The following is a 13,303-nucleotide window of genomic DNA, read 5'->3' on the forward strand; positions in this document are numbered from 1 at the left end:
ATTTTAGACAGTAGCAAGCTCTGGTTTGCTACTGTTTTTTGTTTTATAGGTTCTCATTTTAATTTTGTTTTGGTGATGCATCTGATTTGGAGTAAGCATGTAATTAGAATAATGAGGTCTGATTTCATTATAGATATCAATAGCTTCTTTTACAATTTTTTGCATGATTTCTGCTTTTTGATTGTATTTGTCAATCCTAAATTCCTGTTTTAAAATACCATTGATCCTTTCTGCCACTGCATTTTCATAAGGGTCAGAGTTTTGTGTCATACTGCATAGAATTTTATTTTTATTAAGTTGCTTTTGGTAGTCATTAGCACAATATTGAATCCCTCTGTCTGAATGATGTATCAATGGTAAGTTTTTGTTGTTTCTGTGTTTAAGAGCCATTTTAAAAGCCTTCAAACTGCTTTCTGTGTTCATGTTATCGGCAACATAATATCCCATAATCTTTTTAGAATAAGCATCTGTGACTAAGCTTAAATAGCAAGGATTATCTCTTTTTCCTATATAGGTTATATCAGAGACCCAAACTTGCTCTGGTCTGTTAATTTCTAAATCTAGAATTCGATTTTGATGTTTATTAAATCGATGATGTGAGTTAGTCGTTACATGATAACTTCGTTTAGGATGTATCAATAAATGATTGGCTCTGAGTATATCAAAGAATTTATCTCTTCCAATTTTCATTAATTGAAGTTTATCCAACAAAAGATAATATAGTTTTCGAGTACCTATTCTAGGCATTGTCTTCCTGATATTATTCACCATCAAAATCACTTCTTTGGCTTTGTTTTGTTTGGATGCTATTCTTCTAGTCTTTCGATAATAAACCTGTCTGTCTATCCCGAACAAATAACAGGTAAACGCTACTGTTTTTTGTTCTTTTGCTCTAAAGCGGGCGATTGTTCGGGTGCAGAGTTTTTTCGGATATCGATATGATATTCTTTCTCAGCTAAATCAATCATCATGTCAAACAAGATTGCTTTTTTATCTGCAACGTAAGCTTGTCGTTCTAAAAGAGCCTTTTGTTTTTCTAATAGCTTGACTTGGGCTTCAAGTTCCATAATTTTTTGTTCGGGTGACTTTGCCATATTCAAAGGGGATTGGTTTTCCCAATCAAAGTTACCAAATTTTCGTAACCAGCCCAGAACTGTAGCATGGCTTTGAATGCCATATTGTTTTCTAATTTGGGTAATTGATGAACTACCTTGCTCAACTTCTCTAACGATTTGAAGTTTTAAGGACATGCTGTAATCTCGCTGGGTGCGCTTTACATAATTCGTGTATTCTTCCATAACGATTGTTTTTGTGTATCGCTATTTCAGGACGGGACATATCTTAAATAAAAAAAGCTTACTGAGTATCATGCTCAGTAAGCTTTTTTTATTTAGGCTAAGTAAGTAACAAAGAATAACCTTTAGGGATTAATTTTATTGTTTAAAAAATTGATTGTTGGCAATTGCTTCTTTTAAAGGTGCGCTGTCTTTAATTAAGATTTTTTGATCAAAAGAGGCAATGTGTTTGGCGTGATGCGCATCGGTACCCACATATGTATACATTCCTTTTTGAAGTAATTGTTCGGCAATTTGAGCAATACCTGTGCCGTAATAGCCTACAACTGATAATAAATTAAGCTGAAACAAACAGCCCGCTTTAATAAGTTTGTCGTATTCCTTCATGTTATTGTGATAGAAAAGATATCGTTCAGGATGTGCCAAAACGGGAATGTATCCAGCAACCTGCAAATCAAATAAAATACTATACAGTTGAATAGGGGCATTGATGTAAGACATCTCCACCAGCACGTAATTGTCTTTCAAGGTTAGTAAAGACTTTTCTTTAAAGAGTGTGACAAACTGGTCGTCCATCAGGTACTCCGCTGCAGCCTTAAAGGGTTGCGTGATGCCGTTCTCATGTAATAAGGATACCGTTTCCTTTTGTTTTTTGACGATTTGTTCGTGTGTGTTTTCCCAAACATGTTGAATAATGTGAGGGGTTGTGATAAACTCGGTAACCCCCATGTTTTGTAATGCAGTGGTTAGAGCAAGCGTGTCTTTGAACGTTTGGGCACCATCGTCAATACCTGGAAGCAAATGCGAATGGATGTCGATGTGGTTTTGCGGAATGAGCTCTCGTAATAGAGGCTTCGATTTAAAAAATGTAAACATGCTGCAAATATAAATAAAAGAGTTTTTAAAAGGAGCATGTCAAAAGAGAATGAATTTATAAACTAAAGTTAAATTTTACAATAGGAGTTGCTATAGCAGGGACGTATTGGATATAAAGGCTTGGTGCAATAAACGGGAGGTGCTTTATTTAGGTTGTCGTTGCTTATTGGGTGGTTTATTATTTTGTTGGTTGGGCAGTGCAAGAATAGCTGCAAACTGCAAACTGCAAAGATGTCTGTTGTGGCTTCATGTTGGTTTGAGCTGCAGGAATAGTTTAGGTAGAGTGTCCGGATGCAGATTAAGTTAGTACAGAGAAAAGGTTATACCTATATATTAAAGTTTATCCATCCAGCTTGATCCTATAGTTTATTTCCTAGGAGCTTTTTCCTGCTATCCGTTTCAATCTACCCCACCGTCCCGCTTGTTGCGGTACGGTGGGATAGGATTTTCACTACTATCAGGGCTAGGGGAGTAAGCGTTGATAGGGCTATCAGATATTTGATACTGATATATAAGGTATAGCCTATTGAATGCAATAGATGTATTGTTTAGTTCGCTATGAGTAGGACTCCCGAAGCAGGCTAGTAGCTTTTTAATAAGATGCGCATGTTGCTAAATGTGTTAAAGGCATGAGAAGATGGGGGCTTCTGATATCGGTAATTCCTATTTTTCAAAATAAAGAAATAGAGAGGCTGTTTTTAAACAAAACATTTTCAATTACTTATAATCTATTTTAAGAAAACTTTAAAAAAAGGCGATAAAAAAGCTTGTAAAAGCGAATAAAGGTTGTAGTTTTGCACCCGCAATGACGCAGACGTTCTTTAAAATACTGGCAAGAAAAACAAAGTGATTAGAGATTTACTCTTTAAAAAAACTTTAAAAAAAGCTTGTGAGATTTAAAAACGAAAGTTATCTTTGCACCCCGCAAAACAACGGAAGTTCTTTGAGAGATTGATAAGAGAAAGAGAAGCGAACGAGATAAAATTTATCTCAAAAAAATTTCAAATTTTTCTTGCCAGTTAAAAAAAGAATAACTACTTTTGCACCCGCTTTGAGAAACAAACGAAAAGCGAAAAGAAACTGAAATAAATTCAGTTTAAAATAGTAAGACACGTTCCTAGACATATTGAATTGACAGCCGTTTTGTTCGCAAGAACAGAACAAAAGAATAAGAGTAATAGAATCGGAAGATTTGAAAAAACCACTAGAATTTAGTCGAATAACAATAGTTCGCCACGGCGAACAAACAATATACGATGAAGAGTTTGATCCTGGCTCAGGATGAACGCTAGCGGCAGGCTTAACACATGCAAGTCGAGGGGTATAGGTTTTCGGACCTAGAGACCGGCGCACGGGTGCGTAACGCGTATGCAATCTACCTTTCACAGAGGGATAGCCCAGAGAAATTTGGATTAATACCTCATAGTATAGCAGTTTCGCATGAAACCACTATTAAAGTCACAACGGTGAAAGATGAGCATGCGTCCCATTAGCTAGTTGGTAAGGTAACGGCTTACCAAGGCAACGATGGGTAGGGGTCCTGAGAGGGAGATCCCCCACACTGGTACTGAGACACGGACCAGACTCCTACGGGAGGCAGCAGTGAGGAATATTGGACAATGGGCGCAAGCCTGATCCAGCCATGCCGCGTGCAGGATGACGGTCCTATGGATTGTAAACTGCTTTTGTACAGGAAGAAACACCTCTACGTGTAGAGACTTGACGGTACTGTAAGAATAAGGATCGGCTAACTCCGTGCCAGCAGCCGCGGTAATACGGAGGATCCAAGCGTTATCCGGAATCATTGGGTTTAAAGGGTCCGTAGGCGGTCAGATAAGTCAGTGGTGAAAGCCCATCGCTCAACGGTGGAACGGCCATTGATACTGTCTGACTTGAATTATTAGGAAGTAACTAGAATATGTAGTGTAGCGGTGAAATGCTTAGAGATTACATGGAATACCAATTGCGAAGGCAGGTTACTACTAATGGATTGACGCTGATGGACGAAAGCGTGGGTAGCGAACAGGATTAGATACCCTGGTAGTCCACGCCGTAAACGATGGATACTAGCTGTTGGGAGCAATCTCAGTGGCTAAGCGAAAGTGATAAGTATCCCACCTGGGGAGTACGTTCGCAAGAATGAAACTCAAAGGAATTGACGGGGGCCCGCACAAGCGGTGGAGCATGTGGTTTAATTCGATGATACGCGAGGAACCTTACCAAGGCTTAAATGTAGATTGACCGGTTTGGAAACAGACTTTTCGCAAGACAATTTACAAGGTGCTGCATGGTTGTCGTCAGCTCGTGCCGTGAGGTGTCAGGTTAAGTCCTATAACGAGCGCAACCCCTGTTGTTAGTTGCCAGCGAGTCAAGTCGGGAACTCTAACAAGACTGCCAGTGCAAACTGTGAGGAAGGTGGGGATGACGTCAAATCATCACGGCCCTTACGCCTTGGGCTACACACGTGCTACAATGGCCGGTACAGAGAGCAGCCACTGGGCGACCAGGAGCGAATCTATAAAACCGGTCACAGTTCGGATCGGAGTCTGCAACTCGACTCCGTGAAGCTGGAATCGCTAGTAATCGGATATCAGCCATGATCCGGTGAATACGTTCCCGGGCCTTGTACACACCGCCCGTCAAGCCATGGAAGCTGGGGGTGCCTGAAGTCGGTGACCGCAAGGAGCTGCCTAGGGTAAAACTGGTAACTAGGGCTAAGTCGTAACAAGGTAGCCGTACCGGAAGGTGCGGCTGGAACACCTCCTTTCTAGAGCCTTAGTGTTAGTAGTAATACACGCTAGGGAAAGAAGACGAAAGTTCAAGTTGGAAACAGATACCAACATTTTATTACTCTTGCTGTTAATTTAAAAAAAAAGAATAAAAATTTAAGAATAAGAGTGTCTCGTAGCTCAGCTGGTTAGAGTACTACACTGATAATGTAGGGGTCGACAGTTCGAGTCTGTCCGAGACAACTATTTACTCTTAGAGAAGGAAATTTTAGAAGAAGAGTGAAATCACGTTAAAGTGAGCACGTTATCCAACTGCGAACTGCGACTGATAACTGCCAACTAAAAACGGGGGATTAGCTCAGCTGGCTAGAGCGCCTGCCTTGCACGCAGGAGGTCAACGGTTCGACTCCGTTATTCTCCACAAATTTAGTCGAAAGACTAAAGTCTAAAAGTCAAAAGTAAGACTTTATGACCTTAGACTTTATAACTTTCGAGCTAAATAAAGTTCATTGACATATTGAGATAAGAAATAATAAAAAGTAGAAAGCGTTTTTTACTATTTATAGTAAAAGACAAAAAAAAACGGTCTTAATTAAATTTAAGATTGGTACAATAAGCAAAATAAGGGCGTATGGGGGATGCCTTGGCTCTCAGAGGCGATGAAAGGCGTGATAAGCTGCGAAAAGTTACGGGGAGCAGCACACATGCGTTGATCCGTAAATACCTGAATGGGGCAACCCACTATCTTGAAGAGATAGTACACCGATAGGTGGGCAAACCCGCTGAACTGAAACATCTAAGTAGGCGGAGGAGAAGAAAACAAAAGTGATTCCGTAAGTAGTGGCGAGCGAACGCGGATTAGCCCAAACCAATGTTGTTACGGCAATGTTGGGGTTGTAGGACCACGACATTTTATGTACAAGGAACCGGAAGTTACTGGAAAGTGACACCATAGAGGGTGATAGTCCCGTATGGGTAACGAGTATAATGAATAGTGGTATCCTGAGTAGGGCGGGGCACGTGAAACCCTGTCTGAATTTGGCGGGACCATCCGCTAAGGCTAAATACTCCTGAGAGACCGATAGTGAACCAGTACCGTGAGGGAAAGGTGAAAAGAACCGTGAATAACGGAGTGAAATAGATCCTGAAACCATACGCTTACAAGCGGTCGGAGCCCTTTCGTGGGGTGACGGCGTGCCTTTTGCATAATGAGCCTACGAGTTAACGTTGCTGGCAAGGATAAGTGGTTAAGCCACGGATCCGTAGCGAAAGCGAGTCTGAATAGGGCGCTTTAGTCAGTAGTGTTAGACGCGAAACCGTGTGATCTACCCATGGGCAGGATGAAGCGCTGGTAACACAGTGTGGAGGTCCGAACCGGTTGACGTTGAAAAGTCTTCGGATGACCTGTGGGTAGGGGTGAAAGGCCAATCAAACTCGGAAATAGCTCGTACTCCCCGAAATGCATTTAGGTGCAGCGCACGGCCATAAAGTTATATAGAGGTAGAGCTACTGATTGGATGCGGGGGCTTCACCGCCTACCAATTCCTGACAAACTCCGAATGCTATATAATGTTTCCGTGCAGTGAGGGCTTGGGTGCTAAGGTCCAAGTCCGAGAGGGAAAGAACCCAGACCATCAGCTAAGGTCCCCAAATATACGCTAAGTTGAAAGAACGAGGTTTGTCTGCCCAGACAGCTAGGATGTTGGCTTGGAAGCAGCCATTCATTTAAAGAGTGCGTAACAGCTCACTAGTCGAGCGGACGAGCATGGATAATAATCGGGCATAAGCGTATTACCGAAGCTATGGATTTCATATTAAATTATGGAGTGGTAGGGGAGCATTCTAACAGGGTTGAAGGTGTGTCGTAAGGCATGCTGGACTGGTTAGAAAAGAAAATGTAGGCATAAGTAACGATAATGCGGGCGAGAAACCCGCACACCGAAAGACTAAGGTTTCCACAGCTATGCTAATCAGCTGTGGGTTAGTCGGGACCTAAGGCGAACCCGAAAGGGACAGTCGATGGACAACGGGTTAATATTCCCGTACTAGTTATTACTGTGATGGGGTGACGGAGTGATGAAAGCGCCGCGAACTGACGGAATAGTTCGTTGAAGTACCTACCTATAAGACCCGCAGGCAAATCCACGGGTTTTGGGGAAATACGATAGTACTCGGATACTTCGGTAGAAGAGATAGTGCGCCTAAGGGCTTCCAAGAAAAACCTCTAAACTTCAGGTAATAAGTACCCGTACCGCAAACCGACACAGGTAGTCGAGGAGAGAATCCTAAGGTGCTCGAGAGATTCATGGCTAAGGAATTAGGCAAAATAGACCCGTAACTTCGGGAGAAGGGTCGCCAGCAGCAATGCTGGCCGCAGTGAAGAGGTCCAGGCGACTGTTTATCAAAAACACAGGGCTCTGCAAAATCGTAAGATGAAGTATAGGGCCTGACACCTGCCCGGTGCTGGAAGGTTAAGAGGAGATGTTATCTTCGGAGAAGCATTGAATTGAAGCCCCAGTAAACGGCGGCCGTAACTATAACGGTCCTAAGGTAGCGAAATTCCTTGTCGGGTAAGTTCCGACCTGCACGAATGGTGTAACGATCTGGACACTGTCTCAGCCATGAGCTCGGTGAAATTGTAGTAGCGGTGAAGATGCCGCTTACCCGCAGTGGGACGAAAAGACCCTGTGCACCTTTACTATAGCTTAGTATTGACCTTGGATAAATGATGTGTAGGATAGGTTGGAGACTGTGAAGTGGCGTCGCTAGGCGTTGTGGAGTCATTGTTGAAATACAACCCTTTGTTTATCTGAGGCCTAACCCCGCACAAGCGGGGGACATTGCTTGGTGGGTAGTTTGACTGGGGTGGTCGCCTCCAAAAGAGTAACGGAGGCTTCTAAAGGTTCCCTCAGTACGCTTGGTAACCGTGCGTAGAGTGCAATGGCATAAGGGAGCTTGACTGAGAGACATACAGGTCGATCAGGTACGAAAGTAGAGCATAGTGATCCGGTGGTTCCGCATGGAAGGGCCATCGCTCAAAGGATAAAAGGTACGCCGGGGATAACAGGCTGATCTCCCCCAAGAGCTCATATCGACGGGGGGGTTTGGCACCTCGATGTCGGCTCGTCACATCCTGGGGCTGGAGAAGGTCCCAAGGGTTGGGCTGTTCGCCCATTAAAGTGGCACGCGAGCTGGGTTCAGAACGTCGTGAGACAGTTCGGTCTCTATCTACTGTGGGCGCAAGAAATTTGAGTGGATCTGATTCTAGTACGAGAGGACCGAATTGGACAAACCTCTAGTGTATCTGTTGTCACGCCAGTGGCACCGCAGAGTAGCTACGTTTGGAAGGGATAAGCGCTGAAAGCATATAAGCGCGAAACCCACCACAAGATGAGATTTCTTTTAAGGGTCGTGGGAGATGACCACGTTGATAGGCTATAGATGTAAAGGCAGTAATGTCATAGTCGAGTAGTACTAATAACCCGTAAGCTTATGTACACCCTTTTCCCGAGTCGCAAGGCTCGGGGAGAAACTTTCTAATACACTTTTTATATTCTTTATCTCAGTATGTTAAGATATTATGTAATTGATGTTTATTATACAATGTAAACAACATTACAAAAATTGCCCAAAGCAATTATAACTTCTTAAGGTGGTTATTGCGGCGGGGCTCACCTCTTCCCATCCCGAACAGAGTAGTTAAGCCCGCCTGCGCAGATGGTACTGCAGTTATGTGGGAGAGTATGTCGTCGCCTTTCTTTGAAAAGCCTATCTGAAAAGATAGGCTTTTTTTTAATTTACTTCTTTTAAGTAAGGTACCTTAGCTCAGATGGTAGAGCAATGGACTGAAAATCCATGTGTCCCTGGTTCGATCCCTGGAGGTACCACAACATCGCTCGGATGGTGAAATTGGTAGACACGCTGGACTTAAAATCCAGTGAACAGCAATGTTCGTGCGGGTTCAAGTCCCGCTCTGAGTACTTTAAAAACTCCAACACAATCGTGTTGGATTTTTTTTGTTTAGAGGATATGGTATTAATTGATATCTTTTCCTTTTATATCCTTCTTTCTTTATTTTATTTGTATTTTAGCTAAGCTATTAAAAAAAAAACAAATTATTATGAAAAAATATATCATTGGGAGTTTTCTGTTTGCTTGTGTTGGTTTACAAAGCTGTCAAAAAACAATGTCTGAGAAGAAACTTATGAATGACGCAGCTAAACAAGAAAAACCTATTTCTGTTACCTGTTACAAGTCTATTTATGATAAAGATTCTATAACTTTACAACTGAACTCATTAAAAGATGGGAAGATTAGTGGGGATATGGTGATGAGTTTTAACAATGCTGCAGTAAAAAAAGGTACTGTATCTGGTAATACGAGTGGCGATACTATTTTTGTAAGTTATACTTTTATTGAAGGAGATAATACAAAAGTTACTTTTAAAAATCCAATGGCTTTTTTAAAACGTGGTGATTCGTTAGTGCTTGGTAATGGTAAAATGCAAACGACCATGGGTGCTACTTATTTTGTAAAAGGAGAGCCTATAGATTTTGATCGAGTTAAATTTAAATTTTCAGTTGTAGATTGTAAGTGATTTTTAATAGAGTTCACGTTTATTGATTTCTAATAGATGAGACTTGATTGAAATCATTATTTCTACATTTTTAATTTCCCTTTTTGTGAAGCTAGCACACTTTACAGGTTAAGTTTTATTCTTTTTTTTAATGGGAATTGATATTTTAATTATGATGTCATTACTCTTTTTTATAATTTTTGTCCCAATACATTTTTCCCTACTTTAATTCTTTGCCTACAATGAATTTGAAAGAATCAACCAATGCCACGTGGTTGTTTGAAATAACACCAAAAAATAAATTTTTCTCACTGCATCTCAAAGAAGTGTGGGTGTATCGTGATCTTTTGTTTCTCTTTGTAAAAAGAGATATTGTGACGGTTTATAAGCAAACTATTTTAGGGCCTTTATGGTATTTCATTCAGCCCTTGTTAACTAGTCTAACTTTTACTATTGTTTTTAATAATTTAGCAGGAATAAGTACTGGATCTGTTCCTCCATTTTTGTTTAATCTTGCTAGTATTACCGTTTGGAATTATTTTACAGCTTGCTTGAATGGTACTTCTAATACTTTTGCCTCAAATGCTGGAATTTTTGGCAAAGTTTATTTTCCTAGAATCATAGCTCCTTTGACTGTTGTCCTATCTAATTTGATTAAATTTTTTATCCAACTCTTTATTTTTCTTTGCTTTTTTATTTATTACTACAGTCAAGACGCTCTAGTATCTTTCAATTCATGGACCTTTTTTTTTCCTTTTGTCATTATTCTCTTGGGAATTTTAGGTTTGGGTTTTGGAATGATTATTTCTGCACTTGTCACTAAATACAGAGATTTAACGTATTTAATTGGTTTTGGAATCCAATTATTGATGTATATTTCTGCTGTTTTTTTTCCGCTGGATTTAATTGCTGTTAAAATGCCAAAATATGCTTGGCTTGTACAATATAATCCTTTGGCATATTGCATTGAGGCAACACGTTATATGCTTCTCAGTACAGGTGTTTTTCCTTTTTGGGGAATTGTGTATACGTTATTCTTTTCTATCGCAGCTTTATTTATTGGATTGTTATTGTTCAATCATACAGAGAAAAAGTTTATTGATACCGTATAAAGTGAATAGTGAGCAGTGAATAGTGAGCAGTGAATAGTGAGCAGTTTACAGTATACAGCCAGTAATAAGTATATAGTTAGAAAGATGAATCCGATAATAAGAATTAAATAGATAACAGTTAATAGTGGGCAAAGAAGGGTGAACTGTAAAAAGGAGAAGTAAATAGGGATCATTCATCATTTGCAATTCACCACATAAGATTTATCTCTGGAAAGAAAAATGAAAGACATTATATTAAAAGTAGAAAATATTTCAAAGCAATACCGTTTGGGTACTGTTGGAACGGGTTCATTGGTTCATGATTTGAATCGTTGGTGGCACCAAATTCGTGGTAAGGAAGATCCTTATTTGAAAATTGGGGATACCAATGACCGTTCGACCAAAGCAGAGAGTGATTATGTTTGGGCGCTACAAGATATTAATTTTGAGGTAGAACGTGGAGAAGTACTGGGAATCATTGGTAAAAATGGAGCGGGAAAATCGACTTTATTGAAAATACTGTCACGAGTTACGGCACCTACAACAGGGAGTATCAAGTTTGGCGGACGTGTAGCGTCATTATTGGAGGTTGGAACTGGTTTTAATGGCGAAATGACCGGACGAGAAAACATCTATTTGAATGGTGCTATTTTAGGTATGACTAAAAAAGAAATTACGGCTAAGCTCGACGAAATAATCGAATTTTCAGGCTGTCAGCGGTATATTGATACTCCGGTAAAACGTTACAGTAGTGGTATGTACGTACGTTTGGCATTTGCGGTAGCTGCATTTTTAGAGCCTGAAATATTGATTGTTGACGAGGTCTTAGCAGTAGGTGATGCCGAATTCCAAAAAAAAGCCATTGGAAAAATGCAAGACATATCCAAGACTGGGGGCAGAACGGTTTTGTTTGTGAGTCATAATATGTTGGCTGTAAAACAGTTGTGTTCAAGGGGTATTTTGTTAGAGAATGGAACAATAGTATTTGATGGAGGTATTGACCAAGCAGTGGAACGCTACAATAATGATAATGCTTTAATTGGTTCTTCCGTTTCGTGGCCAATTGCTGTTGCGCCTGGGAATTTAAACGCAAAAGTTACATCAATTGAATTGATTGCAGAAAATGATGAATTTGTAATTGAGAACGATTTTAAAATTGAAATAAAGTATGCCAACTTGCTAGATGCTCATACCTTAAATGTTTCGGTATCGATTATGAGTGATTCGGATCAATATGTGTTGGCAACGCCTCATTTGGAGCGAAGCGCTCAGGAGGTTGGTCATTATAAAAGTGTTTGTACGATTCCCGCAAATTTATTAAACACGGGAACGTACTATTTTACAGTGCTTTTGGTTGGAAATAATTTTGAAATAATTACACAATTGGATAAAATTGTTTCTGTTGAAATGGGGGAGAAGGGAATCTACCGAAAGAATTATTTTGGATATTGGGGAGGTATGGTTCGTCCTTACTTAAATTGGAGCAATCAAAAAATAGGATAGGCACAGTCATGAGATACGAAATTGAAAAGGCCATCAAGAAAATTTACAAATATTCGAAGTTGTTTTTTTTTACTAAGAAATCAGTACTATATAGAGGATTTCGTTCTGTTGATTTACTGATTTTTGATGATATATTTCCGCATCCCGTTTCTGGTTTTAGATTAGAAGAGTTTACGGTTTTACTTCAGCGTTTTGAAAAATCAAAGATAGTAGTTGCCCCTACTGCTTACGTTGTAGTAAATTCAAATATAAAGGATCATAATCGGGATTGTGCTTTATTTGTCAAGCAATTCCCAAATTTGAAATCAAAAGTTAGGATTAATAAGAAGTTTGTGAATATCAATACAAAACTTTTTTACTGTATTTTTATACATAACATTTTTAATAATTTACATTGGCTAGAAAAATATAAAATACCGTTTGTTTTTACCCTGTATCCTGGAGGAGGTTTTAAGTTGAATGATATTGAATGTGACTTTAAATTACGAAAAGTATTGAGTTCGCCCCAGTTTAGACAAGTAATTGTAACGCAAAAAATCACTCGTGATTATTTGGTTACTAATGGTTTTTGTAGTGAAGAAAACATAACGTTTGTTTTTGGTGGTGTGGTGCCTCAGCATTCTCTTGTAACTAATGTTGTTGAAACAAAAGAGGAGCATACAGAGCAAGATACGTTTAATGTATGTTTTTGTGCAGCGAAATACATGCCTAAAGGTTTAGACAAAGGGTATGACGTTTTTATAGAAGCCGCACTAAGTCTCAGCAAAAAATACAATAAAGTTCGATTTCATGTTATTGGTGGCTTTGATCTTGATGATCTTGATGTAACAAGAATAAAAGATAAAATTGTTTTTTATGGATATCAAAATCATGAATCTTTGAAAACTATTTTTGATAGGATGGATGTAATTGTGTCTCCAAACAAAGCATTTGTACTTCATAAAGGGGCTTTTGATGGTTTTCCATTGGGTACAGTTATAGAAGCAGCTTTGAATAATGTTGTGGTTTTAATGACCGATGAATTGGAGCAAAATGAAACATTTATTCCAGATGTAGATTTTATATTAATTCAAAGTACTGCTATATCTATTGTTGAAGCAGTAGAACGATTGATGACAAATGACGAACTTGCTCAACGTATTAAAGAAAATAGTTTACAAAAGTTTAGAACAGTATATTCTAACGAAACACAAATGAACCCAAGAATTGCAGTATTAAAAAAATACATTTAAA

The 13,303-nt window shown here is 39.4% G+C and carries 7 protein-coding genes, 4 tRNA genes and 3 rRNA genes; 11 read left to right on the forward strand and 3 right to left on the reverse strand.

Annotation, left to right across the window (positions count from 1 at the left end; all coding sequences use genetic code 11):
* Window positions 1-3: 3 nt before the first annotated feature.
* From K5V07_RS03510 to K5V07_RS03520, 3 genes are all read right to left on the reverse strand, one after another.
* Complete coding sequence (locus tag K5V07_RS03510) at window positions 4-855, reverse strand: IS3 family transposase (protein ID WP_221916371.1); 852 nt, start codon at window positions 853-855, stop codon at window positions 4-6.
* A gap of 14 nt (window positions 856-869) precedes the next feature.
* Window positions 870-1,298, reverse strand: a complete 429-nt coding sequence (locus tag K5V07_RS03515) for a hypothetical protein (protein WP_221916217.1) — start codon at window positions 1,296-1,298, stop codon at window positions 870-872.
* Window positions 1,299-1,433: 135 nt separating this feature from the next.
* Complete coding sequence (locus K5V07_RS03520; RefSeq protein WP_144894282.1) at window positions 1,434-2,171, reverse strand: tyrosine-protein phosphatase; 738 nt, start codon at window positions 2,169-2,171, stop codon at window positions 1,434-1,436.
* 1,253 nt (window positions 2,172-3,424) lie between these two features.
* On the opposite strand from K5V07_RS03520, the gene K5V07_RS03525 reads away from it, so the two are divergent.
* From K5V07_RS03525 to K5V07_RS03575, 11 genes are all read left to right on the forward strand, one after another.
* A 16S ribosomal RNA gene (locus K5V07_RS03525) occupies window positions 3,425-4,938 on the forward strand.
* 131 nt (window positions 4,939-5,069) lie between these two features.
* A tRNA-Ile gene (locus K5V07_RS03530) sits at window positions 5,070-5,143 on the forward strand.
* Between the two features lie 104 nt (window positions 5,144-5,247).
* A tRNA-Ala gene (locus K5V07_RS03535) sits at window positions 5,248-5,321 on the forward strand.
* Window positions 5,322-5,510: 189 nt separating this feature from the next.
* Window positions 5,511-8,398, forward strand: a 23S ribosomal RNA gene (locus K5V07_RS03540).
* Between the two features lie 150 nt (window positions 8,399-8,548).
* Window positions 8,549-8,658: ribosomal RNA gene (gene rrf / locus K5V07_RS03545) — 5S ribosomal RNA — on the forward strand.
* The 16S, 23S and 5S rRNA genes sit together here with 4 tRNA genes alongside, the layout of an rRNA operon.
* A 56-nt stretch (window positions 8,659-8,714) precedes the next feature.
* Window positions 8,715-8,787 (forward strand) — tRNA-Phe (locus K5V07_RS03550).
* A 7-nt stretch (window positions 8,788-8,794) separates the two neighbouring features.
* Window positions 8,795-8,880 (forward strand) — tRNA-Leu (locus tag K5V07_RS03555).
* Between the two features lie 140 nt (window positions 8,881-9,020).
* Window positions 9,021-9,497: a hypothetical protein gene (locus tag K5V07_RS03560; RefSeq protein ID WP_221916407.1), complete on the forward strand. Its 477-nt coding sequence runs from the start codon at window positions 9,021-9,023 to the stop codon at window positions 9,495-9,497.
* Window positions 9,498-9,718: 221 nt separating this feature from the next.
* On the forward strand, window positions 9,719-10,588 hold the full coding sequence (locus K5V07_RS03565; protein WP_221916408.1) for an ABC transporter permease: 870 nt from the start codon (window positions 9,719-9,721) through the stop codon (window positions 10,586-10,588).
* A gap of 219 nt (window positions 10,589-10,807) precedes the next feature.
* Window positions 10,808-12,070 carry an ABC transporter ATP-binding protein gene (locus tag K5V07_RS03570; RefSeq protein WP_221916409.1) on the forward strand — a complete coding sequence of 421 codons (1,263 nt, stop codon included), beginning with the start codon at window positions 10,808-10,810 and terminating at the stop codon, window positions 12,068-12,070.
* 8 nt (window positions 12,071-12,078) lie between these two features.
* On the forward strand, window positions 12,079-13,302 hold the full coding sequence (locus tag K5V07_RS03575; protein ID WP_221916410.1) for a glycosyltransferase family 4 protein: 1,224 nt from the start codon (window positions 12,079-12,081) through the stop codon (window positions 13,300-13,302).
* Window position 13,303 lies beyond the last annotated feature (1 nt).

This window comes from Flavobacterium sp. CHNK8, from assembly GCF_019774515.1.
Lineage (GTDB): Bacteria > Bacteroidota > Bacteroidia > Flavobacteriales > Flavobacteriaceae > Flavobacterium > Flavobacterium tiangeerense.